Consider the following 24,345-nt stretch of genomic DNA (forward strand, 5'->3'; position numbering starts at 1 on the left):
CTCCGCTATGCCTCGGGCCGAACGTGCCGACGCCGTCCGCAACCGCGAGCGGCTGCTCGCCGCGGCGAAGGCGGCGCTCTCGACGCACGAGAAGCCCGCCCTGGAGGCCGTGGCGCGCGAGGCGGGCGTCGGGATCGGGACGCTCTACCGGCACTTCCCGACGCGCGAGGCCCTGGTCGAGGCGGTCTACCGGGCGGAGCTCGCCGCGCTGTGCGCCGAGGCTGCCGCACTGGCGCAGCGGCATCCGCCCGCACAGGCGTTGCGGCGCTGGATGGACGGCTACGCCGACTTCGTCGCCACCAAACGCGGGATGGCCGAGGCGTTGCGCGCGGTGATCGCCACCGGGGCCATCGGCTCACCCGACACCCGCGCCCGGCTGGCCGACGCCGTCCGCGAGCTGCTCGCCGCGGGGGTAGCCGACTGCACGCTGCGCGAGGTGCCCGCCGAGGACGTCGTCGCTGCGATGGCTGGCGTCGTCCTCACGACGCCCGACCGGGAGCAGGCCGGCCGGCTGCTGGACCTGGTGTGGGAGGGCCTGCGACCGCGGCTCACGGACCCGGCGTCGTGAGGAACACGTCCGGGGCGACGCCGTCGTGGCCCGCGACGACGACCTGCGCGCCACCCGTGGCGCTGCGGACGGTGTAGCGGCCGGCGGGCAGGCCGTCGAAGCGGTAGCCGCCCCCGGCGTCGGTGGTCGCGGTGCCGACGTGGTCGCCCGCCTCGTCGTGCAGCTCCAGCGTCAGCCCGGCGACCGTCGTCCCGCCCGCGGTGACGGTGCCCGCCAACGTGCCCAGCGTGCGGACGGGCAGGTCGACGACCTGGTCGGCACCCGTCGGCGACGGGTCGCGCTCGATCCCGCGCGCGACCGGGTCGGCGCCCGGCGCGGCGACGACGAGCGTGATCGCGGCGTCGACCCCACCGAGCCGGTAGGTGCCGTCGAGATCGGAGATGGTCGTCGCGACGACGTCGCCGTAGGCATCGAGCGCGACGATCGTCGCCGCCGCGACCGGGCGGCCGGTGTCCGGGTCGCGCACGACCCCGCGCACCCCGGCGAGCGGTTCCAGCTCCAGCGTGAGCGCCGGGGTGAGGGTGCCGTCGGCGGGCACCCGGACCCCGGTCGCCCGCGGCCGGTGTCCCGAGTGGTGGGCGATCAGCACGTAGCGGCCGGGCGGCAGGCCGTCGAGGGCGAACATCCCGCCGGGGGTCTCGACGACGCGGGCCACCTGCCGCCCGGCGCCGTCGGTGAGGGTGAGCACGGCGTCGTCGAGCGGGCGGCCGGCGGCGCGGACCGTGCCCGCGACCCGGCCGGTCACCGGGCCTCTCCGGCGCCGGCGGCGGCCGGGTCGGCCAGGGGCGCTGCCGGTGCGGGCAGCGCGACGTCGTGGCGGGTCAGGCCCGCGCGGACCGTCACCACCTCGTGGACCGCCGGGAGCTGCGCGACGACGAGGGTGACCGGGCCGTCGGGCAGACCGTCGAGCCGGTAGCGCCCGTCCGGACCGGCGTGCGTGCTGGCGAGCACGGTCCCGTCGCCGCCGTGCGCGGTCACGGTGACGGTGCCGGCGGCGGTGGCGTGGATCCGGCCGCGGACCGTCCGGCCGCCCGGTGCGGCGCCCTCGGCCGCCGGGCCCGCGAGCGCGGCCACGTCCACCGGGACCGGCGCGGGGGCGGGGGCGGGTGCGGGCGCGGTGGCCGCGGCCCGGCGACCGGGGATGAAGAACGCGACGACGAGTGCGACGACCGCGGCGCCCGCCCCGAGGGCCAGCACGACGCGGAAGCCGTTCTGCGTCGGCAGCAGCACCGGCCCGAGCGGCGCGACCATGTGGGCGAGCACCACGCCCGCGACCGCGCTCGACACCGACGTGCCGATCGAGCGCATGAGGGTGTTGAGGCTGTTGGCCGCGGCCGTCTCCGTCGGCTCCACCGCGCTCATGATGAGCGCGGGCATCGCGCCGTAGCCGAGCCCGATCCCCGCGCCGATCACGACCGACGCGAGCACGAAGTGCCACAGCTGCGACATGAACAGGATCATCAGGACGTAGCCGATCGCGACGACGACCGCGGCGAGCATCAGCGTCACCTTCGGGCCGTGGGTCCGCGACGTGCGGGCCGAGACCGGTGCCATCGCCATCATGACCAGCCCGCTCGGCGCCATCACCAGGCCGACGTCGAGCATCGAGCGGCCCAGCCCGAAGCCGGTCGCCGTCGGCAGCTGCATCAGCTGCGGCAGGACCAGCGACATGGCGAACATCGCGAAACCGATCACCGTCGACGCGAGGTTCGTCAGCAGGATCTGGCGACGGGCCAGCGTGCGCAGGTCCACCAGCGGAGACGACCGGCGGAGCTCGTAGAGACCCCACAGCACCAGCACGACGACGGCCGTCGCGAACAGGCCCAGCGTCGCGCCGCTCGCCCAGCCCCAGTCGGCGCCCTTGGAGATCGCGAGCAGCAGCGCGACGAGTGCGATCGACAGCCCGGCCGCGCCCACCCCGTCGAACCGGCCGCCGCCGCGGACCGAGGACTCCGGTACCAGTACGACGACGAGCGCCAGCGCGACCGCGCCCAGCCCGGCGGAGACCCAGAACAGCACGTGCCAGTCGGCGTGTTCGGCGATGATCGCCGCGGCCGGCAGGCCCAGCGCGCCGCCCACACCCAGTGAGGCGCTCATCATCGCGACCGCCGAGCCGAGCCGCCGGGGCGGCAGCTCGTCGCGCATGATGCTGATGCCCAGCGGGATCACCGCCGACGACAGGCCCTGCAGCGTGCGGCCGATGATCGCCGGGAGCAGGCTGTCGGCCAGCGCGGTGACGACCGACCCGGCCACCAGCACGACCAGGCTCACCAGCAGCATGCGGCGCTTGCCGTACATGTCGCCGAGGCGCCCGATCGTCGGCGTCGCCACGGCGGCGGCCAGCAGCGTCGCCGTGATCGCCCACGCCGCGTCCGAGGTCGACGCGTGCAGCAGCCCGGGCAGCTGCGGGACCAGCGGGATGATCACCGTCTGCATGAGCGCGACGACGATCCCGGCGTACGCGAGGACCGCGACGATCGCGTTCGGCCGGACGGATCGGGCAGCGGTCACGAGCACTCCAGACGGCACGGGACGGGAGGAAGCTCCCTGTCAATCAGGTGATTGAGAGGCTCTCACCCGATCGAGAGTCTGTCATCGGAGCGCGCTTTAAATCACTCGGTTGACTCACTGTGCGCGGGGCGGGTTCACTGGCGTCGGGAACGACGGCGCGCGTCGTCGCGAAGCCGGGTGCGGAGGGAGCGCGATGGCGACCACGACACCGCCCCGCGGCGACCGCGCCGCGGCCACCCGGGAGGCCATCCTCGACACCGCCGAACGGCTCTTCGCCGAGCACGGCGTGCACGCGGTGTCCAACCGGCAGATCAGCGAGGCCGCCGGCCAGGGCAACACCGCGGCCGTCGGCTACCACTTCGGCACCAAGCATGACCTGGTGCGGGCCATCGTCCGGCGGCACTCGGCCGACGTCGACCGGCTCCGCACCGCGATGGTCGAGGCCGCCCTCGGCTCGACCGACGTCCGGGACTGGGTCGCGTGCCTGGTGCGGCCGATGACCGAGCATCTCGACGCGCTCGGCAGCCCGACCTGGTTCGCCCGCTTCGCCGCCCAGATCATGACCGACCCGGCGATGCGCGAGGTGCTCGCCGAGGAGTCGCTGTCCGCCCCGTCGCTGCGGGCCGCGCTCGACGGCCTCGAGGCCTGCCTGCCCGCGCTGCCGCCGGAGGTCCGGGCCGAGCGCGGCGACATGGTCCGGCAGCTGATGATGCACGTGCCCGCGCAACGCGAGCGGGCGCTCGCCGAGGGCAGGCCCACCCCCCGGGCCACCTGGGACGACGCGGCAACCGGGCTCGTCGACGCCGTGACCGGCATCTGGCTCGCGCCCGACACCCCCGCCCGACGCTGACCCGCCACCTCCCTGCTGTTCTCGGTGCCGGGCAGACGGTGTGAGGTTTGCGGTCGTGAGGTCGGGCGCAACCTCCTTGCTGTTCTCGGCGTGCGGGACGACGGCCAGGTTGCGCTCGCGGGGTCGGGGCGCACACTGATGGGCGTCTCCAGGCCGTGCGACAGCACGTGGTTACCGGCCGGACCGGACGACGACGTAGACGTTGGCGTCCGCGCGCACCTCGACCGGGTATGTCCGGGCGTGGAGCGCCGGGTCCGCCGACGACCTACCGTCCCGGATGTCGAACTCCCAGTGGTGCCACGGACAGACGACGACCGTCGGCCGCTCGGAGTAGCGGAACGTCTGCGGCGACCCGGGAAGCATCACGCCGCGCGTCTCGCCCTCGCACAGAGGTGCACCCATGTGAGGGCAGTAGTTGCGCAGAGCGTGTAGGACACCGTCGACGTTGAAGACCGCGATCGACCGACCGTCCGCGTCGATGATCCTCCGGTCGCCCGGAAGGAACTCGTCGGCCGGTCCGACCAGGTACTCGCTCACGACATCTCCGTCCGGATCTCGCCGATCCCGTCGATCGCGCAGCGCACGACGTCGCCGGGGGCGAGGTAGACGGGTGGGGTACGGCTGTGGCCGATGCCGCCCGGGGTGCCCGACAGGACGACGTCGCCGGCCCGCAGGGTCAGTCCGCGGGAGACGTACGCGACGAGCGCCGCGGGGGAGAAGATCATGTCGGCGACGGCCTCGTCCTGGCGGAGCTCGTCGCCGACCCAACACCGGAGGCGGGCTGCGCCGACGTCGAAGTGCGCGTCCGCGACGGTCACGGCGGGACCGAGGGGGAGGAACCCGTCGAGCCCCTTCGCCTTGATCCAGTCCACCCAACCGCCCTCGACCACCTGGAAGTCGCGTGCGCTGACATCGTTCGCGACGCTGAAGCCGCCGATGGCGGCCGCCGCCTCGGACTCCGACGCGTCCCGGACGGAGGCGCCCAGCACGATGGCCAGCTCGACCTCGTAGTCGATCATCTCGCTGACCTCCAGGGGCAGGACCAGCCTCGATCGGGGCGGGGCCAGCGCGGACGCGTTCTTGGGAAAGCAGAACGGCTCGCTCGGCATCGCCGCCCCGAGCTCCGCGAGATGGGAGTGGAAGTTGAGCCCGGCGGCGACCACGGTCGCGCCGGGGTCCAGGCAGCCCGTCACGAGGTCGTCGCCGGCGCCGAGCGCGCCCGCAGGGTCGGCCGCGACCAGCCGCTCCCGTACCTCGTCCGGCCGGCCGAGGACGCCGCCGATCGTCACCACCCCGTCGACGAGCTCGTCGACCGCCATCCAGCTGTGCTGGGCGTCGAGCCGGACGGCCAGGCGGCTCCCGGCCGGTCCGCCGACGTACGCGATCTGCATCGTCGCCCCTCAGCCGCCGTACTCGAACGGGGAGTTGTCCCAGGAGAAGAGCCGGTCCGCGCCGTCGGCGCGGACGTGCATGATGTCCTCGATGAAGTAGCGCTCCCGGACGTCCCCGGGGTACTGGATGTGGGCGGACAGGACCATCCCGGCGTCGAGCGTCCAGTCCGTCCGGCCCGGAACGACCTCCATGTCGATGTGCTCCAGGCCGAGCCCGTGGAAGAAGACCGTCGACGTGTCGGCTCGGGGCAGGTCGCGGTTCATGACATCGAGGCCGATCTGCTGCAGACGGCTCATCGACACACCCGGCTCCGCCGCGTCGCGGATCGCGTCCAGTGCGTCGCTGCAGGCCTTCCCGACCCGGGCCTGCATCGCATCCGGTTCCCCTCCCACGAACCAGGTCTTCCCGCCGTCCCACGCGTAGTTCCGCCAGGAGCCGTGACAGTCGAACATCAGGTTCATGCCGCGATCGATGACGAAGTCCGTGATCCCGTCGTCGGTGTAGAACGCAGGGTTCCCGTCCGGCGGGTTGGAGAAGATGATCGCGCCACCGTCGTGGATCCAGCCGCCGGCGGCCAGCGCGTTGCAGTTGTATCGGTGGTTGAGTTCCTGCCACGTCACGCCCGGTTCCCACTCGACGAGCGTCTGCTCGAGCGCGATCTCGTTGATCCGCGACGAGTGCCGCATGATCTCGATCTCGGCGGGCGTCTTGACCTGCCGGATGTACTTCGCCGTGCTGAAGGCGTCGACTATCTCGGCGGTCCCGGTGTCGACGATGCCGGCGACCCGCGGGTTGTCGAACCCGACCCGGCCGCGGTCGAGCCCGAGATCGCGGATCGCACCCTGCAGGGCGCGGGGAAAGTCCGGCGCATAGTTCGCGAGCGCGGCCTTGCCCCAGTCGGTGCCGAGAACGGTGTCGGGGACGAAGCGGCTGAACCCTGCGGCGTCGGCGGGAAAGGCCAGGGGCAGCATGACGTTGGCGTAGGGGCGGACGTCGTCGACCCAGGTCGGGCGGGCGAGCAGCGTGCCGAGGTCGAACTCCGGCATGATCAGGATCGGGTGGTCCGGTGCGTGCCGGGAGAACACGAACGCGCCGAGAGGGTTGTCCTCGTGGTGGGCCGTCGTCGACTTCCCGCCGTAGCTGGTGAAGTAGAAGACGTTGGGGCGGCAGTAGGAGACCAGCCCGTCGAGACCTCGCTCGGTCAGGACGGCGACCACGCGGTCGACGTCGCACAGCCGCTCCGGGAGCGGCGGTGCCGGCGGGAGGTTCGTCAACCGGTCGGGGGCAACCACGATCAGTGCTCCTTCGTTCGTAGACGGTCGGCGGGGCTATCGGCCGAGCCGGAAGAAGTCGGACGGGAGGTCATGGGTCAGCGACCGGCGCATGTCCCGGGGAACGCGTCGAAGGGCCATCTCCGGTGCGTCGGCGTCCCAGTGCGGGTAGTCCGAGCTGAACATGACACACCGGTCCGCCCGCGCGAGCCGCATCATCGTGCCGAGGTCGGACGGATCGGCCGGCTCGTAGATCGGCTGGGTCGTGAAGCGAACGTGCTCGAGCACGTACTCGCTCGGCGGCCGCTGCAGCCAGGGGCACTCGTCCCGCAGGCCCTTCCAGTCCTTGTCGAGGCGCCAGAGCACGTGCGGCAACCACGCCCAACCGGCCTCGATCAGGCCGAAGCGCAGCGTCGGGAAGCGTTCGAAGACCCCGGCGACCACGAGGCTGACGAGGTGACGCATGTACACCTGGGGGATCGACGCGTGGAACTCGAGGTAGTACTCGGGCTTGCCGACGGCGATCATCGCGGTGTTCGTCCCGGAGCTCTCCCCACCCGGGTGCGTCACGACCGGCAGTCCGTACTCGAGCGCCGCCTCGTAGATCGGGTAGTAGTGCCGGTGTCCGAACGCCATTCCGTTGTCGGTCCCGGGCACGTACACCGCCGCGACCGCGGGGCTCCGGCCCCAGCGGTGGACCTCGGTCGCGGCAAGTGCCGGATCCTGCGGCGGGACGACGAGAGCGATCCGGAACCGTGGGTCCTCCCGGCACCACACGTCCTCGAGCCACAGGTTGTGAGCCGACGCGACCGCGGCGGCGATCTCGGGCTCGGGGATGCCGCCCAGTCCGAGGACGCCCCCGCCGATCAGCAGCGCCCCGCCGAGGCCGTGGCGATCGAGGTGGTCGGTGACGACGAACCGCGGGTCCGACCCGGGCGGGCCACCGTCGGGCGGCATCGCGTCGAGGCGCATCGTCCCGCCGGGGTTCGTGTAGTTGACGCCCGGGAGCCGCATCTCGGCGCCCGGGACCTGCACGACGTTGTCGCCGCGCAGCACCCGCGCCGCGCTCCCGCGGGGCGCGTCGAGCAGGCCCATGCGCTTGCGCATCGCGGTGCTCTCCACATAAGGGGCGAGGTCGCGGATCCCGTTGCGGAAGTTGGGATGGACGTCGGAGTCGAAGGCGCCGGACAGGAAGCCCGACCGCGACGGCGCGATTCGCTCGCCGGCGCCGGTGTCGATCGTCATGTCATCGGGCTCCGATCTGGTCGGTGATCTCCTGCAGCACCGTCGCGGTGTGGGCCGGTGTGGTCCAGGGGGGCTCGACGACGATCTCGTCGACGTCGCGTGTCGCGATGGCCTCGACCATGCCGAGGAGCTCGTCGCGATCGGTCCGATCGTGTTGGACGATGCGCACGGTCCGGGTGAACGGCGTGCCCGGTCTGTCCTTCGTCAGCCGGGCGAGCGTCTCGAGCTGCTCGTCCAGGGCGTCCAGGTAGGGTCCCCAGCTCATCGCGATCCCGAGCCAGCCGTCGCCGAGGTCGGCCGCTCGCCGTAGGGCCGCCGGCGCGTTGCCGCCGAGGAGGACCGGGATGCGTGTGACAGGCGCGGGATGCAGGTGGACACGTTGCCCGGCCCCGAGAGTCAGCGTCCCGGTCCAGGCGTCCCGGAGCGTCGCCACACCGCTCTCGAGCCGGTCCGTCCTGGAGGCGAAGTCGTAGCCGAGCGCGTCGAACTCCTCGCGCAGCCAACCCGCCCCGAGGCCGAGGACGAAGCGCCCATCGGTGAGCCGGTCGATCGTCGCCGCCATCTTCGCGACCTCGATCGGACGGCGTTGGGGGAGCACGAGGACAGCGGTGCCGACCCACAGCGGCCCCGAGATCGCCGCGGCCGCCGCGCAGCAGGTCAGCGCCTCGAACCACGGCGTCGTCACGGTGCGGATACGGTCGACCTGGTCGTCGGCCGAGGGGGAGTACGGGTGCACCGACGAGGCGTGTTCGGCGACGACGAGGTGGTCGGCGAACCACAGACCCGTCGCGCCGCCCTCGCCGACGGCGTCCACGACGGCCGCGATCGGCTCGCGCAGCAGCAGGTCGCCGCCGTTGGGCACGACGCAGCCGACGCGCGGCGGCCGGAGGTCAGCCGTCATGACGGCTGTCCACCTGCACGATGTTTCCCTCGAAATCACGGAAGATCACGGTACGGATGGGACGCCCTGCGCTCTCGCCCCAGCTCGTGCTGTCCTCCCACGCCGGACCGTGCACGATCGTCACCCCGGCAGCGGGAGCGGCGGCCACGAGCGCGTCGAGTCCCTCGGCCCAGAAGGCGATGTGGTGGAAGCCGACGTCGAACAGGTTGCGCGGCTCACCGTCGGCCCGATGGTCGAGCTGCTGGTCCAGCACGAGGAACGAGGCGTCGTCGTGCTCGGCGAGACGCAGGTAGACGGCGCGGCGCCCCGACTGGGCCGAACCGTCGCCGCGTTCGCGCCCACGCTGCTCGTGCTGGTCGAGACTCACCGCCAGGCCGAGGAAGTCCCGGTAGAAGCGCAGCGCCTCCGCCATGTCGCGGACGCCGACTGCGATGTGGGACACGGCCCTGATGTGGGGGCTCATCGTTGCTCTCCAGGTGCGATCTGGTCCACGAGCCCCTCGCTGGCGTGGCCGATGAAGGTGTCGACGACCGCGCGGTCGGCGAGGACCTCGGCGGTCGGGCCACGCGCGATGACGCGGCCTGCTGCCAGCGCGACCATCGACCCGGCGAGGGAGCTCACGAACTCGACGTCGTGGTCGACCACGACGACCGACCGGTTCGTCCCCTCGACGAGCGTCCGGATCAGGTCGGCGATCATCGCGCGGTCACCGGACGCGACGCCGGACGTCGGCTCGTCGAGCAGGAGCAGCGTCGGGCCTGCGATGACGGCACGCACGATGTCGGCGATCTTGCGCACGCCGTAGGGGCAGTGCTTGAGCGGGACACCGAGGTAGTCGGCGACCCCGGCGCGCTCGGCCCAGCCCCGCACGGTCTCCCGGGCCGCCTGCTCGGCGCGCCTGCTCGAGCGCAGCGACAGCAACGCCGGGGCCAGGCCCACGGCCCAGTCGGTCTCGAGCCCCAGCATCATGTACTCGCCCGTCGTCAGCTCCTGCAGGCTCCCGATGTTCTGGAACGAGCGGCCGACGCCGAGCCGGGCGACACCCTCGGGGGAGAGGGCGCTGATGCTGATCCCGGTGATCGTCGCCTCACCCTCGGACGGCTGGTAGTACCCCGACGCGACGTTGAGCAGGCTGCTCTTCCCGGACCCGTTGGAGCCGATCAGGCCCACGATCTCGCCGAGGCCGACCTGCATCCTGACGGCGTCGAGCACCGTGAGGTCGCCGAACCGGACCGTCACGTCGCACACGTCGAGCAGCACCGCCGAGTCCTGCACGTCGGCTCCTTCCACAGTGCCGGTCACGCTGTCGCTCACTGGTTCCCTCACAGCCGCTGCGCCGTCCGCCGGCCGAACAGCCCGAAGGGCAGGACGAGCAGCACGGCCAGCATGAAGAGATAGACGACCGAGCCCCCGAGCACGCCGCCGAGCAGGTAGTTCGCGACGGTGAAGATCGCCGCGAGGACGACCGAGCCGATCAGTGAGCCGGGAATGCTCTTCAGGCCGCCGAGCACGGCCGCCGGGAAGGCCAGCAGACCGATGTCGGCGAGGGAGAACGTCACGCTGCTCGTCTGCGCGAAGACGACGCCGGCGATCGCCGCCGTCGCCCCGGCGACGACCCAGGCGAGGCCCGAGAGCCGGTGCACCCGCATCCCCGAGTACACCGCCAGGGTCTCGTTGTGCGCCAGCGCCCGCATCCGCAGACCCGGCACGGTCCTGAAGATCAGGAACGTCAGGACCCCCACGACGCCGACGGCGATGCCGAGCGAGATCACGCTGCTCCAGGGAAGCCGGCCCGCGCCGATCCCGATGACGGCGCTGGTCGGCGGGGAGATGCTCCGTGACTGGGTGCTCCAGATGAGGTCGATGACCTGCGTGATGATCAGCGCGACGAGGAAGGACATGACGACCTTCTCGAACTCGGACTTGCCGAGCATGAACCGCATCGTCGTCGCGTAGATGACGACGCCCATGACCGCGATGACGCCGACGGTGACGGCCAGGCCACCCCAGTAGCCGAGCGACGGCTGGACCGTCGACATGATGTAGGCGCCGAACATCAGCAGGTGGCCCTGGGCGAAGCTCAGGACGCCCGTCGACCGGTACAACACGACGAGACCGACGTTGACCAGGCCGAAGATCGCGGCCAGCAGGACGACGTTCGCGACGAGGTCGACGGCTACCCGCACGGCACCGCTCCCGCCGCCGTCACACCTTCACCTCGAGCTTGACCGCGTCCCCCGCGTAGGTCAGGTTCCCGGTCGCGGCGTCCCACTTCGCGAACTTCACGACGCCGATGCCGCTGTGGTCCTGGTCGGAGTACGCGACGGGGCCGAAGGCCAGGTCGTCGAGCGACGAGCTGAAGGTCGAGATGGTGGACCGGAACTTCTCAGGCTCGCACGGGAAGCCGCACTTCGCGAACACCTCGGCGGCGATGATGCCCTGGATGTAGCCGACCTCCACGCCCTGCTCCATGGGGTCGACGCCGTTCGCCTTGAGGTCCTCGAGGAAGGTCTTGCTGCCCGGGGTGTCCCCGAGGATGTTGACCGTCGCGAGCACCGCGTAGCCGGTGTGCCCGAGGCCGGCGATCTCCTTGAGCACCTCGGGGCCGCCGCCGAAGGAGTAGTTCGCCCACGGCATTGACATGTCGAGGCCGCTGGTCGCCGCGACCTTCACCGCGGCGATGACGTCGGTGGGGATCAGCCCCGAGACGATCGCGTCGACGTTCGCGGACCGGATGGCGCTCATCACGGGCCCCATCGCGCCCTGCCCGACCGGCGGGCTCTCGACGGTGACGAGGTCGATGCCGACCTCGGTGGCGTAGGCCTTGGTGGCCTCGAGCGCCTCGGTGCTCGACGGGGTGGCGTAGTAGATCGCGGCGACCCGGGGCTTGGCGGGCACCTTGCCCTGGCCCGCGAGCGACATGATGTACGCGAGCTGCGCCGGGCCCTGGAGGTTCTGGTTGGCGCTCGAGCTGAACACCGACGGGTTGGGCGGCTGGATGAAGCTGCCGGGCGTGCCCGCGTCGATGAGCGCCATCTTGTCGCGCTCCGCGAGCGGCACGACCACGGGCGTCTGTTGGCTGGACACCAGACCCGCGATCGCCGAGGCGTTCGAGCTGGTGACGAGCTCCCGGTAGACCGACGTGATCCGCGCGGTGTTGGAGCCGTCGTCGCGGATCACCAGCTCGATCTTCCGCCCGTCGACGCCGCCCCGGCGGTTGACCCCGTCCACCGCCGCCTGCAGGCCCTTGCTGGCCGGGGTGCTCGCCGCCCGCGCGATGCCGGAGAGGTCGAACTGGCCGCCGAGGACGAACGGACTGCTCGCGTCGGCCGCGCCACCACCTCCACCACCGTCCGAGCCACAGCTCGCGGCGATCAGCCCGACCGCGATCGCCGCGCAGGCGAGCCTGCCGGCCCTGCGGATGCGCACTCCCAGCATCAACGACCTCCTTGTCGTCTCGCCGTCGTCGTCGACTCGCGAGATGCTCCGAACGGACCGGGGAACTGCCGGACCTAGTGCTGTGACACCGGTGGTGTCGGCTCGGCCGCGAGGCGGCCCAGGTAGACGTTCTCGATGCGGTGCATGAGCTGCGCGTCCGCGGCGCTCTCGTGCAAGACCCTGCCGCTGTCCATCAGCACGACGTTGTCGGCGGCCGCGATCGCGAGCCGTGGGTCCTGCTCCGCGATCACCAGTCCCCTGGCGAACTCCGTGCTCACCCGGCGCAGGACCGGCGCGAGCGACGAGATCACGACGGGGGACAGGCCGAGCGAGGCCTCGTCGATCACGACGAGCTCCGCCGACCGCGCGATCGCCGCGGCCAGGGCGAGCTGCTGACGCTCACCGCCGCTCAGGTGGCCCGCCGAACTGCGCAGGCGTCCGGCGAGCGCGGGGAAGATGTCGAGGATCTCCGCCATGGATGTGGCCGAGCCGGGGCGGCCCTGCCCGGGCGCGAGGGCCTCCCGCAGGTGCTCCTCGACGCTCAGCTCGTCGAACACCTTGCCCTCCGCGGGCACGAACACCACGCCCCGGGCGCACCGCTCGGTGATCGACAGCGACGTCAGATCGGTCGGTGCGGACGACGAGGGTGGGGTCCAGACGACCGAGCCGGACGTGATCCGCCCGCCGCTGCCGGGCGGGAAGCCGACGATCGCGAACAGCAGGCTCGACTTGCCGGCACCGTTGCGACCGATCACCGCGGTGGCAGAGCCGGCGGCCAGCTCCATGGACACGTCGAGGACGGCGCGTTCGCCGGCCGCGTAGGTCACCGAGACGTCGCGGACGGCGAGCAGTGCGGGGTCGGCACCGGGCTCGGCGGGCGCCGCCTTGCGTCGAACCGCGGTCCGCTCGGCCCGGCGACGCCGGCGGAGGGCCGCGACGAGCCGGCGCGGTCCGTCGAGAAGCACGACGATCCCGATGAGCGCGAACACGATCAGCTCGATGGCCAGGAGGTTGTCACTCACGAAACCGGATGCGTTGCCGCTGCCGAAGAACGTGTTGATCAGCGGCGGGACCGCACTGATGATGACCGCCCCGATGATCGCCCCGGGCAACGAACCGATGGTGCCGAGCACGATCATGACGATGAAGTTCACGCTGTCGAGCAGCGTTACCGAGTCGTAGGACGCGCTGCCGATGAAGTTGGCGAGCAGCGCACCGGCGACGAAGTGGAAGGCCGTCGTCGTCGCGAACGCGGTACCGATGTAGGCCTGAACCCTGATCCCGGCGACCCGTGCCGCGTCCGGATGCTCCTTCAGCAGGATCCATGCTCGACCGATCCGGGTCGATCGCAGGTAGCGGAAGTACTCGTAGACGCAGAACAGGACCACGGCGCAGACCGGGAACCACCGGCTCGGGCTGTCGAGGTCGAACCCGAAGATCGACGCGTAGGGGAGCGTGAACCCGGCATAGGCCTTCTCGACGGTCTGGACGTAGTTCCCGACGTTGGTGATCAGGTAGAAGATCGCCAGCGTACTCAGCAGCAGGTAGATCCCGCCGAGGCGGCGGGCGGGCAGGGCCGCGAGGAGGCCGAAGACGAAGCCCGCCACCAGGACGAGGACGAGGACCAGCAAGAACGGGAGCTCTGCCCAGGTTCCGAGCAGCGCCGCGCAGTAGCCGCCCGCGATGAGCAGCCCCGCGCTCATGATCGAGGGCTGGCCCGCCCACCCCATGAGTACCGTCAGCGCCATGGCGCACATCGCGTAGATCATGACCGTGATCGCGATCGATTGCTGATGCTCGCCCGCGATCACGAACACGGCCACGAGCACCACGGCCGCAAGGGTGAGGCGCCGCGGGAACGTCGAGGTCCAGCTCCGGAACCGACCGCCAGGTACCGGTCGGGCGACCGAGGTCTCGTCCGCGGTCGGCGTCGTCGCTGTGCGTCGCATGCTTCCGTCAGCACCTTCCGTCGCGGCTCGGCTCTGGGCGCGATGTCGATGAGGGTCGCGCTTCCGCCGGCCGGCGCGCGACCCGTCGGCCACCGGTTGGTCCGCCGGGAAACGAGGCGGAGCGAGCCGGTGGTGGACGGTCATTCCGGGAACAGGACACAAACTAGATGAGACGAGACGTTCCGTCTAGATACTCCCGTGCGTATAGTCCGGCCGGTGACCACGACCGGAGCCGAACGGGTCCAGCGCCGCAGCGAGCGGTCGCGGCGCGCCATCCTGGACGCCACCTACGAGCTCCTCGACGAGGTCGGCTACCAGGCGTTGACGATCGAGGCGATCGCGGCGCGCGCCAAGGTCGGGAAGCAGACGATCTACCGCTGGTGGGGTTCGAAGTCGGCCGTCGTGCTCGACGTCTTCCTCGAGCGGAGCAGTTCCGCCGTGCCGCCGGACGGTCCCACCCTCGACGTCACGCTCAAGAGGCGGGCGGAGCGTTTCATCGAGGTGTTCCACCGGACGCCACTCGGGCGGAACCTCGGGGTGCTGCTCGGCGAGGCCCAGGCGGACGACGAGTTGCGGGCGATCCTCGTCGACCAGTGGTTCGGGCCGCGCCGGGAGTCGATAAGAAGCACGCTCGTGGAGGCGCAGGAGCGCGGCGAGCTCCGGTCGGACCTCGACGTCGACACCATCATCGACGCGATCTACGGGCCGCTCTGGTATCGCATGGCGTTCGCACACGCCGAGGTCGACGTCGCGTTCGCGCACGAAGTCGTGGACGCGGTGCTGCAAGGGGTGCGTGCCGCAGGCTCATGAGCCCGCACCTGCGCGACGCCGGGGTGCCGATGGTCCGGGCAGGGAGAGCGCCCGCCCGACGTTCGCTCGGTGTGCACGCGGGGAGCGGGCTGCGCGGTGCCGACGAGCGCCGTGTCGGCCGGCCGCGCGGCGTGTTGCCCGGCGGAGCACTGTGCGTCACGAAATCTCATGCTCGGCCACCGGCGACCGAGGTTAGCGTCGAGATCACCACCCACTCGACGACGAGGAGCACCGACGTGGCCGACGCAACCGGGATCGCCAACGGAACCGGGATCGCACTGACCGAGGAGATCACCGAGCGGATCAACGGCGCCCTCGCGGGGAAGAAGCCGGTCACGGTCACCTACGTCGGGCTCGACGACCGGCCCCACATGTCGCTGCGCGGCTCCACCCACGTCCACGGGCCGGACCAGCTCGCGATCTGGGTCCGGCACGCCTCCGGGGGCATCGTCGACGCCATCGCGCGCAACCCCGCGGTCGGTCTGCTCTACCGCGACTCCGACTCCCGCACGACCTACGTCTTCTCCGGCCGCGCCGCCGTCGTCGACGACGAGGCCGTCCGCAGCGCGGTGTTCGACGCGTCGCCGGAACCCGAGCGCGACCACGACCCCGACCGCAAGGGCGTCGCGGTGGTCGTCGACCTCGACGAGGTCAAGGGCGGCACCGTGGGCGGCACGCAGGTCTCGATGAGCCGGTAGCGCTCAGCCCGCCTGTGCCCGGGGCGCCAGCTCGTCGTCGAGCCAGCGCCGGAACGCCTGCAGCGCACGGCGATCCTCCCGCTCGACGGGGTAGTGCAGCGCAAACTCCACGACCTGGCCGACGGGCTGCGCGCTCGCGCAGAACGGCCGCACGAGCCGGCCCGCGGCCAGCTCCGGCTCGACGAGGGTCGGCGGCAGCAGGGCGAGACCCTGCCCCGACACCGCCGCCCGGCAGGCCAGCGCGGCATCGCCGTAGGCCAGACCGTTCTTGGCGCTGACGTCGGCGAGCCCGGCCTCGTCGAGCCAGTCGTCCCAGGTGCCGGGGGAGTCGAGGCAGCGCAGCAGGTCCTGCTCGTGGACGGCTCGCAGGTCGGCCGGGACGGCCAGGGGGTGCCGGGCGAGGTAGCCGGGGCTGCACACGCAGGCGACGGGCTCGGCCAGCAGCGGCTGCGTCGCGTAGCCGGCCGCGGCACCGATCCCGGGACGGATCTCGGCGTCGACGTCGCCGCGGCCGAAGTCGCCCGCGCCGGAGGCCGTCGTGAGCTGCAGCGCGACCCACGGCTGGCCGCGGTGGAACCAGGGCAGCCGCGACACGAGCCAGTTGCCGAACAGGGTGTCGGCGCGGACGGTGAGGATCGTCTCGTTCCGTCGCGGGCAGGTCAGCAGGTCGGTCGCGGCGACGAGCCCGTGCAGGTGCTCGGTCACGGCGTCGAGGTAGCGGCTGCCCTCCGGGGTGAGCCGGATCGAGCGCGGCTCGTGCACGAACAGGGCGACCCCGAGCGACGACTCCAGCAGCGCCAGCATCCGGCTCACCGCGCTCGGGGTCACCGACAGCTCCGCCGCCGCCCGGCGCACGCTCTGCAGCCGGCCGGCAGCCTCGAAGCTGCGCAACGCGTTGAGGGGCGGTAGCCGGTCCAGGGGCGACGGCGCGTCCACGCCGGGATCGTCCGTCGCGCGCGGAGGACCTGTCAACGCCTGCGGTAGTGGCGGCCTCCTAGGCTGGGGCGGTGCCGATGACCGCGAAGTACGCCACGACCTGCGGCGTGTGCTCCGACCCGATCTCGCCCGGCGAGGAGATCGCCCGCTCCGGGTCCCGGTGGGCGCACTCGGCGTGCGCGTCGGCGGACCCGACGGCCGCTCCTGCAACGGCCGCCCCCGCGAAGGCCGCCGCCAGGCGCGCCCGCCCCGCCAGGCCCGACATGCCCGCTGTCGAGGGTGCGCTCGAGGTCTGGACCGACGGCGCATGCTCCGGCAACCCCGGCCCCGGCGGCTGGGCCTGGGCCACCCGCGACGGCCGTCAGGACAGCGGTGGTGAGTTCCCGACCACCAACCAGCGCATGGAGATCCGGGCCGCGCTCGAGGCGGTCCGGGCACTGCAGGGACCGCTGGTCGTCGTCAGCGACTCGACGTACGTCGTCAACTGCTTCCGCGACGAGTGGTGGAAGGGCTGGATCGCGCGGGGCTGGGTGACCAGCGCGCGCAAGCCCGTCGTCAGCCGGGACCTCTGGGAGCCCCTGGTGACGCTCGTCCAGGACCGTGGCGACGTCTCCTTCCGCTGGGTGAAGGGGCATTCAGGGGACGAGATGAACGACCTGGTCGACGCGCTGGCCGTCGAGCAGTCGAGGGCCGTCGCCGCGCGCGGCTGAGCCGCCGCCGTCCCGCGGCCTGGCGTCCTCGGCGGGCCGGCCCGCGGTCGCGTGGCGCATCTCGGGCACGTGGCCATTCCGCTGCCGAGAAGGGGTGTCGGCCCGATGGGCGCGCCCGGCCGGCCCCTGACGACGTCGTCGCCGGGCCCGGGCGCACCCGGTGTGCCGGCCCGGCGTCACCATGCGGGGACGCCGCTGCTCGGGCCGTCACCTCGGGTACAGCTGCTCCGGTATCGCTGCGCCACTGCCGCGAAGGCGGCCTTCGGTTCCCAATCCATGTCGGGGTAGGTCTGCCCCCGGCGACCCTCGAGGAGCTTGACGATGCCCAGGCCGGCCCGGTCCAGGTCGTCCCTGGGGTCGCCGTCCGGACGGTGCGGATAGCCGGGCAGGGCGAACAGGAAGACGAACGCGCTGTCCACGCCCTCGGTCTCGAAGATCTCCAGCAGTTCGCTCAGATACGCGGCCTGGCCTGCTTCGTCGCGCTCGTGGACGCCCTTCAGTCGGACCGGCGCTCGGGTCTGCGGGTCGTGCTCGACCACGTCGAGGACCCGGCCGCCCCGGTCTCCCGCGCCGCGGTAGGCCGCGGTGCCGAACCCGGTGACGGCGAGCGGCTTCGGGCCTCGGGCCAGGGTGCGCACCGCGTCCCGGAACCGGTCGGCGACCTCGGCGGAGCGGATCAGCTCGAACGTCACGATGTCGAAGGGGGCCCAGTCGACCTGCTCGAACTGGATGGACGCGTAGGTGAGCGGGCCTCGGAAGCGCTCCCGGACCGTGGCCGCGGCGTCGCGGAGGAACGTGTTGATGCGCCCGCCGAGCTCGCGCATCGTCTCGGCCCGCCGCTCGGGCCGGCTCATCAGCAGCTCGACCCGTTCCTCCGGGCTGCCGCCGGGGAGGAACCCGCGGTTCATCACGCTCAGCTCGACCCCGGCGACGAACACGACCGCGGCTCCCTCTTGCCGGAGCCGTTCCGCTCGTTCGGCGCAGTCGCGGAACAGCGTGAGGATCTGCTCCGGATCCAGTTCCAGCGGATAGGGCGAGAACCAGACCTCCAGGCCCAGCTCGGCGGCCGCACGGGCGGCCGGCTCGAGCCGGTCCGGGTCGCCGCCGATGATCTGGACCGCGTTGCAGTGCAGGTCGTCGCGAATGATGGCGAGCTCGCGCCGGACCACCGCCGGATCGAGCTGCTCGCGGGACACCCGCCCGTGCACGACGAATCCGGTGTCGTAGGTCATTCCTCGTGCTCGCACGGTGGCGTCCTCTCCGTCGGTCTCGGGCGGACCGACACTGGCAGAATAACTGCGTACACGCAAATTTGCGCACACGCAGTTATCCGTGCGACGCTGGGGCCGTGACGACACCACCGGGGTTGCGGGAGCGGAAGAAGCAGGCCACGCGCGCGGCGCTGCGCGAGGCGGCCCTGCGGCTCGCCGTCGAACACGGACCCGACCAGGTGCGGGTCGAGGACATCGCCGAGGCGGCCGGGGTCTCGCCGCGCACCTACAACAACTACTTCGCCAGCCGCGAGCAGGCGATCGTCGCGGCGGTGACCGCGGACCGGGAGGAGCGGATCGCGGCGGCGGTCGCGGCGCGGCCAGCAGGGGTGCGGTTGGCGGACGCCGTCACCGACGCGGTGGTCGAGCAGTGCACGGACACCGGTGGGCACGAACGGGCACTGCTGCTGATCACGACGCGCCCGGCGCTGCGCGAGGCGTACCTCGACACCAGCGCCGGCATCGAGCCCCCGCTCACGGCGGTGATCGCCGAACGCCTGGGCGACGCGGGGGCGCACACTGCCCGCGTGCTCGCGGCGAGCGTCGCCGCGGCGGTCCGTATCGCGCTGGAGGGCTGGCTCCGGCCGGCCGGGAAGGAGGAGGCCGCCGGGAGCACCGGCGCGGGAGCACTGGTCCTGCCCTCCGGCTCACTACCTGACCAGCTCCGGGCGGCCCTGGCCCCGCTCGCGCCCGCGTTCGACGCCGCCGAGCGACGCCCCGGGTGAGGACGTCAACCGGGGCGCCGCCGGTGCCGCCGCGTCAGGTCACGGTGCGCGGCTGATGCGTCAGGCGGACGTCAGGAGCTGATGGCAGACCTGGGTCAGGGTCGACCGGACCAGCTCGTGGACGTCGACCGTGGTCGGCACCGTGGGGTTCGAACCAGCAGCGTCCTGGGGTGATCCTGCCTCGCCGTCCGCGGCCGCCGTGGAGTCGTCGGCTCCGCTGCCGCCGTCGTCGCTGCCGGTGGTGGTGCCGCTGCCGGTGCCGGCCATGCCGCCGCGGCCTCCGGCCCCGCCTCCGTCGGTGCCCGGGCTGCCGTTCCCGCCGGCGCCGCCGGAACCGCCTGCGCCGCCGTCGTCGGCGCCGGTGGTGGCGCCGCTGCCGGTGCCGGCCACGCCGCCGCGGCCTCCGTTGGTACCCGGGTCGCTGCCGGTGCCGCCCGCGCCCCCGTTCCCGCCTGCGCCCCCGGCCCCGCCGGTGCCGCCCGCGCCCCCGTTGCCGCCGGCGCCTCCCGCCCCGCCGTCGTCGCTGCCGGTGGTGGCGCCGCCGCCGGTGCCGGCCACGCCGCCCCGACCCCCGGCCCCGCCGTCGGTGCCCAGGACGGCGCCGCCACCACCCGTGCCGCCGTCGCCGCCCGCGAGAACGGGACCGCCCGTGCCGCCCTCACCGCCGTTGCCGATGAGGATCCCGCCTGCCCCGCCCGCGCCTGGTGGGGGCGGGTCGGCCGCCCACAGCGGCGGGGTGACGCCGAGGGTCAACGTCGCCGCCGCACCGGCGACCGCCGCCCACCGTCCGTACCGTCGCACATCCGCCACCGCACACCCCCGACCGTCACCGCTGTCGCTTCCACGGGCTGCAACGACGGCCGGATGAGCACGGTGCGACGTTCGCCCCGTTTCGCGCGCGATTTCGCCTGATGGGCTGGCGCCGGCCCGCAGCCGACCGGGACGGGTTCACCGAGCCGGGTCGGCCACCCGGGTCCCGTCGCCGAGCGGCCGCCCGCCGACCGGTTCCGGCGTGCGACCCGGCTCGGCCGCCCGCGGGCGCGGTGACGGCCGGAACGTCGGCGCGGCCGTCACCGGCGCACCGTCCGCGGCAGTCGGCGAGCCGGGCCCGGGGGCGTCACCCGGCGCGTCGCCCGCGCCACTCGGCGAGCCGGTCTCGGGGGCGTCTCCGGGCGCGTCGTCGGCGGCAGCGTCACGCGGCGCGTCGTCCTGCGGAGGTCCCGCCGACACCACGTCCTCCTCCGGGACTGCGGCCGGTGCCGCGCCGCCGCCGTGCCCGGCGGGTGACCGCTCCGCGCGGCGACGGTCGCGCCGGTTCAGCAGCGCCACGCCGGCGGCCGCCAGGAGCAGGCCGCCGACGCCCGCGATCGCCAGCCAGGTGACCCGCGGGATGCCGGTCGGGGCGCCGGTGCCCGTCGCGGGCTCGGCCAGGACCAGCGAGAACGGGCCCGAGAGCTGCTCGGTGAGCGGCGTGGCGGCCTGCACCAGCGCCGTGAGGGCGGTCTCGGCCGCGCGCGGGTCGGTCGTCGTCGCCGTCAGGTTGATCTGCGACGTCCCCGCCACCGGCGTCGCGGTCACGGCCAGCGCCGTGGCCGGCACGCCCGCGGCCTGCGCGGCGGGTCCGACCCAGCGCGGCGCCGCCAGGACGGCCGCGGCGACCTTGGACCCGCGCAGGTCGTAGAGCGACTCCCAGGCCGACGGCACGTCCTCCGGCGCGGTCGTGGCGGCGGGGACGAGCACGACCTGTGCGGTCGCGCGGTACTCCTGGACGACGGGACCCAGCGCCAGTTGGGTACCGACGACCGCGATCGCGGCCACGACGAGCGCGGCCGCGACGGTGGTCAGGCGCCGCGACGGCCGGAGCCGTGGCATCCGCCCGGCGGCCGTGGGCGCAACGGCGGTGTCCTCCATGTGTCCGAGGGTAGGAACCGAACGGTCTGGTGTGGGGCGAAGTCGAGCAAGAGGTCGGCAAAAACGCTCGACGGGGTGGCGTTGCAGGTGCGCCTGTCCGGTTCGCGCGGTTCCCGGCAGTCCTGCCGGGGGTGACGTCGCGTCCACGTGCGAGCACGGAGGGCCACGACATCGTCCGAGGCGGGCGACGAAGACGGGCATTCCGGACGTTCTCGGCGGATCTGACGAGAGGATGTTTGTGACGGTCCGCAGCCGAGGTAGCCCGAACGTGTCGGACAGGGCCGCACATCGCAGCAGCGATCGTTGCGCCGGTCCGGCCGCCGTGCCCGCGGAGCTCCCGACCGCGGGCGCGCACCGCGGGTCCGTCCACTGGGGAGTCGGCTGACCGCGCGGCACCGGCGGCGGGTGGCAGGAGTCGGGGACCCTGCCACCTGCCGCGTCAGGTCCGTGTGCGCAACCGGGACCGGGTGTGCCCCCGGGGCCTGCGCAGCGCGCGGCGGGTGTCGACGAGCGCGACCGCGGGCTGGCGACCCGTCACGCGCACCGAGTGCCGGGCCCGCCGTCGGGTGAGCTGGACGAGCACGGACAGCACGAGAGCGACGCCCACCACCAGGAGCGCCACGAGCTGGAACGTCATCGCTGGTCTACCCCGCTCGGTCCGGTGACACGACGCCAGGACGTTCGCCCGTTGTCGTCGCGCCGTTACCACCTGTGGACGTCGCTCCCGCACGGTGCGGGCGCCGCCGGTCTGAGAGGGTGCTGAGGTGGCGGCACATCTGTCGGGCGTCGGCCTGACGCCCTTCGGTGTCCGGCCCGGCCGGTCCGCGCTGCAGTGGCAGGCCGAGGGCGCCCGCGCGGCGCTCGACGACACAGGCCTGCGCCCGCGCGACGTCGACGCCGTGCTCTGCGGATACGCCACGACGCTCGGCCACCTGATGCCCGCCGACCTGCTCGCCGAGCGGCTCGGGGTGCGGCCGGCCATCGCGGCGGGGACCAGCGTCGGCGGTGCGACCGGCCTGGCGATGGTCGCCGCCGCGGTCCGGCTCGTCCGGGCCGGTGACGCGCGGGCCGTACTCGTCGTCGGCGGGGAGGACCGGGCGTCCGGGCGCTCGCGCGACGACGCCACCCGCACTCTCGCCCAGGTCGGGCACGCCGAGCAGGAGATCCCGCTCGGCGGGACCGTGCCGGCGTACTACGCGCTGCTCGCGTCGTCGTACCTGCACCGCCACGGCCTGGGCCCGGAGGCGCTCGCCCCCCTGGCCGTGACGATGCGCCGGCACGCCGGTGCGCACCCCGGCGCGCAGTTCCGGGAGCCCCTCACGGTCGACGACGTCCTCACGTCGCGACCGGTCGCCGAGCCGCTGCGGCTGCTCGACTGCTGCCCGGTCTCCGACGGCGGCGCCGCGCTCGTCGTCACCGCGGCGGGTGGGCCGCGCTCGGTGCGGGTGACCGGGGTGGGGGAGGGGCACCGCCACCAGCATCTCACCGAGGCCGACGAGGCGGCCTTCGGCGCGCGCGACGCCGCGGACCGCGCGCTGGCCGACGCGGGCCGCGATCTCGCCGACGTCGACCATCTCGGGGTCTACGACAGCTTCACGATCACGCTCGCTCTGTTGCTGGAGGAGATCGGGATCAGCGCGCCGGGCCGCGCGGGTGCCGACGCCGCCGCCGGCCGGTTCGACCGCACCGGCCCGTTGCCGCTCAACACCCACGGCGGCCTGCTCTCCTACGGGCACTGCGGCGTCGGGGGCGGGCTGGCGCACGTCGTCGAGGCCGTGACCCAGCTGCGCGGCGAGGCGGGCGAGCGCGTCGCCCGGGCGACGACCGCCCTCGTCCACGGCGACGGGGGCGTCATGTCCGCGCACGTCAGTGCCGTGCTGGAGGCACCGTGACGCCCGATCTCCACGCGTGTGCACCCTGCGGGCATCGCTGGTACCTGCGCCGCGAGGCCTGTCCGCGGTGCGGCTCGCAGCGGGTGTCGACGGCCCCGGCGTCCGGCCCCGGGACCGTCGCCGCGGTGACGGTCGTGCACCGCGCCCCGCGCGAGGGCCACCCGCCGACACCGTTCGGGCTCTGCCTCGTCGACCTCGCCGAGGGTGTGCGCGTGATGTGCCGCTGCGAGCCGGGCCTCGCTCCCGGTGCCGAGGTGCGGGTCGCGATCGAGGGCGGCCTGGCCTGGGCCCGGCGCTCGTGAGTGGCGATGGTCGCCCGGGCGACCATCGCCACTCACGGGTCACGCGCCGCGCAGCCCCAGGAACTCGCGGGCCTCGGCCGGGGTGGCGGGTGTGCGGTCGAACAGCCCCGCCAGCTCGACGACCTTGGTGACGAGGTCGGCGTTCGACTTCGCCTGCTCCCCGCGGCGGACCCGCAGGTTGTCCTCCAGCCCGACCCGCAGGTTCCCGCCCATGACCAGCGCCAGGGCCGCGACCTGGTACTGGCCCGGGTAGCCGATCCCGGCCGCCGACCAGGTGAACCCGCCGACGCCGAAGAGCCGCTCCGCGGTGCGCACCATGTGCACGAGCTGGTCGGCCTCGACGGCGTTGGCGCCCAGCACCCCCAGCACGAACTGCAGGTTGAACGGCGCCTCCAGGACGCCGTCGGCCACGAGCCGCCGGATGTTGTAGAGCTGGCCGACGTCGTAGATCTCGATCTCCGGCCGGGTCCGCGCCTCCTTCATCAGCCCGGCCAGGTACTCCATGTCGGAGAACGTGTTGCGGAAGACGTAGTCGCGGGTGCCCTCCAGGTACTCCCGTTCCCAGTCCTGGAAGTCGAGGTCGCGACGCGCCACCGGGTAGAGCCCGAAGTTGAAGCTGCCGGCGTTGAACGTCGCCATCTCGGGCTTCAGGTGCGGGACGACGGCCGCCCGCTCGGTGATCGTCATGCCCCGCCCGCCGCCCGTCGTGGGCTGCAGGACGGCGTCGGTGCGCTCACGCAACCCCTCGACGACGCGGGTGAACAGCTCGACGTCCTGCACGGGCCGCCCGGTCGACTCCTCCCGGACGTGGATGTGCAGGACGGCCGCGCCCGCCTCGGCCGCGGCGACCCCCTCCTCGATGATCTGCGCCACCGTGACCGGGATCGCCGGGCTCTGCGCCGGGACCGTCATCCCGCCGGTGAGCGCACACGTGACGATGACCTTGCCGGAGTCCATTCGTTCCC

General features: G+C 73.2%; 25 protein-coding genes and 1 pseudogene. 8 read left to right on the forward strand and 18 right to left on the reverse strand.

Features of this window, described 5'->3' with window-relative positions; translation table 11 throughout:
- Positions 1-7: 7 nt before the first annotated feature.
- On the forward strand, positions 8-568 hold the full coding sequence (locus tag PSED_RS12475) for a TetR/AcrR family transcriptional regulator (RefSeq protein ID WP_013674599.1): 561 nt from the start codon (positions 8-10) through the stop codon (positions 566-568).
- Here PSED_RS12475 and PSED_RS12480 read toward each other — a convergent pair.
- Both PSED_RS12480 and PSED_RS12485 read right to left on the reverse strand, forming a co-directional pair.
- The gene (locus tag PSED_RS12480) at positions 549-1,313 is read right to left on the reverse strand and encodes an MSCRAMM family protein (protein ID WP_013674600.1); all 765 of its coding nucleotides are present in this window, start codon (positions 1,311-1,313) and stop codon (positions 549-551) included. The genes PSED_RS12475 and PSED_RS12480 overlap by 20 nt on opposite strands.
- Positions 1,314-1,663: 350 nt before the next feature.
- Positions 1,664-3,097: pseudogene (locus tag PSED_RS12485) on the reverse strand (MFS transporter); the annotation flags it as partial.
- Positions 3,098-3,272: 175 nt separating this feature from the next.
- Here PSED_RS12485 and PSED_RS12490 point away from each other — a divergent pair.
- Complete coding sequence (locus PSED_RS12490) at positions 3,273-3,929, forward strand: TetR/AcrR family transcriptional regulator (RefSeq protein ID WP_013674602.1); 657 nt, start codon at positions 3,273-3,275, stop codon at positions 3,927-3,929.
- A 171-nt stretch (positions 3,930-4,100) separates the two neighbouring features.
- Here PSED_RS12490 and PSED_RS12495 read toward each other — a convergent pair whose 3' ends face one another.
- The 10 genes from PSED_RS12495 to PSED_RS12540 all read right to left on the reverse strand — a co-directional run bounded on the left by PSED_RS12495 (position 4,101) and on the right by PSED_RS12540 (position 14,008).
- Positions 4,101-4,466: a Rieske (2Fe-2S) protein gene (locus PSED_RS12495; protein ID WP_013674603.1), complete on the reverse strand. Its 366-nt coding sequence runs from the start codon at positions 4,464-4,466 to the stop codon at positions 4,101-4,103.
- A complete protein-coding gene (locus tag PSED_RS12500) occupies positions 4,463-5,320 on the reverse strand; it encodes a fumarylacetoacetate hydrolase family protein (protein WP_013674604.1) in 858 nt (285 codons plus the stop codon). The genes PSED_RS12495 and PSED_RS12500 overlap by 4 nt, the downstream gene beginning before the upstream one ends.
- 9 nt (positions 5,321-5,329) lie before the next feature.
- Positions 5,330-6,613, reverse strand: coding sequence for a M24 family metallopeptidase (locus PSED_RS12505; protein ID WP_013674605.1), 1,284 nt, complete (start codon positions 6,611-6,613; stop codon positions 5,330-5,332).
- Between the two features lie 36 nt (positions 6,614-6,649).
- Complete coding sequence (locus tag PSED_RS12510; RefSeq protein WP_013674606.1) at positions 6,650-7,837, reverse strand: amidohydrolase family protein; 1,188 nt, start codon at positions 7,835-7,837, stop codon at positions 6,650-6,652.
- 1 nt (position 7,838) lies between these two features.
- Entirely contained in the window at positions 7,839-8,738 is a 900-nt protein-coding gene (locus PSED_RS12515; RefSeq protein ID WP_013674607.1) for an LLM class flavin-dependent oxidoreductase, read from the reverse strand.
- Positions 8,728-9,201, reverse strand: a complete 474-nt coding sequence (locus tag PSED_RS12520; protein ID WP_013674608.1) for a VOC family protein — start codon at positions 9,199-9,201, stop codon at positions 8,728-8,730. Before PSED_RS12520 ends, PSED_RS12515 begins: the two co-directional genes overlap by 11 nt.
- Entirely contained in the window at positions 9,198-10,040 is an 843-nt protein-coding gene (locus PSED_RS12525) for an ABC transporter ATP-binding protein (protein ID WP_143770462.1), read from the reverse strand. The genes PSED_RS12520 and PSED_RS12525 overlap by 4 nt, the downstream gene beginning before the upstream one ends.
- Positions 10,041-10,060: 20 nt before the next feature.
- Complete coding sequence (locus PSED_RS12530) at positions 10,061-10,924, reverse strand: branched-chain amino acid ABC transporter permease (RefSeq protein WP_013674610.1); 864 nt, start codon at positions 10,922-10,924, stop codon at positions 10,061-10,063.
- Positions 10,925-10,943: 19 nt separating this feature from the next.
- Positions 10,944-12,176: an ABC transporter substrate-binding protein gene (locus PSED_RS12535; protein WP_013674611.1), complete on the reverse strand. Its 1,233-nt coding sequence runs from the start codon at positions 12,174-12,176 to the stop codon at positions 10,944-10,946.
- 74 nt (positions 12,177-12,250) lie between these two features.
- Complete coding sequence (locus PSED_RS12540; protein WP_158511308.1) at positions 12,251-14,008, reverse strand: ABC transporter permease subunit; 1,758 nt, start codon at positions 14,006-14,008, stop codon at positions 12,251-12,253.
- A 333-nt stretch (positions 14,009-14,341) separates the two neighbouring features.
- Between PSED_RS12540 and PSED_RS12545 the strand changes: the two genes are divergently transcribed.
- Positions 14,342-14,935: a TetR/AcrR family transcriptional regulator gene (locus PSED_RS12545; protein WP_013674613.1), complete on the forward strand. Its 594-nt coding sequence runs from the start codon at positions 14,342-14,344 to the stop codon at positions 14,933-14,935.
- Positions 14,936-15,171: 236 nt separating this feature from the next.
- The gene (locus PSED_RS12550) at positions 15,172-15,633 is read left to right on the forward strand and encodes a pyridoxamine 5'-phosphate oxidase family protein (protein WP_013674614.1); all 462 of its coding nucleotides are present in this window, start codon (positions 15,172-15,174) and stop codon (positions 15,631-15,633) included.
- A gap of 3 nt (positions 15,634-15,636) precedes the next feature.
- Here PSED_RS12550 and PSED_RS12555 read toward each other — a convergent pair whose 3' ends face one another.
- Positions 15,637-16,569, reverse strand: a complete 933-nt coding sequence (locus PSED_RS12555) for a LysR substrate-binding domain-containing protein (RefSeq protein ID WP_013674615.1) — start codon at positions 16,567-16,569, stop codon at positions 15,637-15,639.
- A 77-nt stretch (positions 16,570-16,646) separates the two neighbouring features.
- Between PSED_RS12555 and PSED_RS12560 the strand changes: the two genes are divergently transcribed.
- A complete protein-coding gene (locus tag PSED_RS12560; protein WP_013674616.1) occupies positions 16,647-17,279 on the forward strand; it encodes a ribonuclease H family protein in 633 nt (210 codons plus the stop codon).
- Between the two features lie 176 nt (positions 17,280-17,455).
- On the opposite strand, the gene PSED_RS12565 is transcribed toward PSED_RS12560, so the two are convergent.
- Positions 17,456-18,526: a glycoside hydrolase family 113 protein gene (locus PSED_RS12565; RefSeq protein WP_202946371.1), complete on the reverse strand. Its 1,071-nt coding sequence runs from the start codon at positions 18,524-18,526 to the stop codon at positions 17,456-17,458.
- Positions 18,527-18,627: 101 nt separating this feature from the next.
- On the opposite strand from PSED_RS12565, the gene PSED_RS12570 reads away from it, so the two are divergent.
- A complete protein-coding gene (locus PSED_RS12570) occupies positions 18,628-19,275 on the forward strand; it encodes a TetR/AcrR family transcriptional regulator (RefSeq protein WP_013674618.1) in 648 nt (215 codons plus the stop codon).
- A gap of 60 nt (positions 19,276-19,335) precedes the next feature.
- Here PSED_RS12570 and PSED_RS12575 read toward each other — a convergent pair whose 3' ends face one another.
- The 3 genes from PSED_RS12575 to PSED_RS12585 all read right to left on the reverse strand — a co-directional run bounded on the left by PSED_RS12575 (position 19,336) and on the right by PSED_RS12585 (position 21,823).
- Positions 19,336-20,085, reverse strand: coding sequence for a hypothetical protein (locus tag PSED_RS12575; RefSeq protein WP_013674619.1), 750 nt, complete (start codon positions 20,083-20,085; stop codon positions 19,336-19,338).
- Between the two features lie 138 nt (positions 20,086-20,223).
- A complete protein-coding gene (locus PSED_RS12580; protein ID WP_013674620.1) occupies positions 20,224-21,186 on the reverse strand; it encodes a hypothetical protein in 963 nt (320 codons plus the stop codon).
- Between the two features lie 439 nt (positions 21,187-21,625).
- The gene (locus PSED_RS12585; protein WP_013674621.1) at positions 21,626-21,823 is read right to left on the reverse strand and encodes a hypothetical protein; all 198 of its coding nucleotides are present in this window, start codon (positions 21,821-21,823) and stop codon (positions 21,626-21,628) included.
- Positions 21,824-21,950: 127 nt separating this feature from the next.
- On the opposite strand from PSED_RS12585, the gene PSED_RS12590 reads away from it, so the two are divergent.
- The gene (locus tag PSED_RS12590) at positions 21,951-23,078 is read left to right on the forward strand and encodes a thiolase family protein (RefSeq protein WP_013674622.1); all 1,128 of its coding nucleotides are present in this window, start codon (positions 21,951-21,953) and stop codon (positions 23,076-23,078) included.
- Positions 23,075-23,380 (forward strand): Zn-ribbon domain-containing OB-fold protein, encoded by a 306-nt coding sequence (locus PSED_RS12595; RefSeq protein WP_013674623.1) that lies wholly within the window; start codon positions 23,075-23,077, stop codon positions 23,378-23,380. Before PSED_RS12590 ends, PSED_RS12595 begins: the two co-directional genes overlap by 4 nt.
- 39 nt (positions 23,381-23,419) lie before the next feature.
- On the opposite strand, the gene PSED_RS12600 is transcribed toward PSED_RS12595, so the two are convergent.
- Positions 23,420-24,337 (reverse strand): beta-keto acid cleavage family enzyme, encoded by a 918-nt coding sequence (locus PSED_RS12600; protein WP_013674624.1) that lies wholly within the window; start codon positions 24,335-24,337, stop codon positions 23,420-23,422.
- Positions 24,338-24,345 lie beyond the last annotated feature (8 nt).

This window comes from Pseudonocardia benzenivorans CB1190, assembly GCF_000196675.2.
Lineage (GTDB): Bacteria > Actinomycetota > Actinomycetes > Mycobacteriales > Pseudonocardiaceae > Pseudonocardia > Pseudonocardia benzenivorans.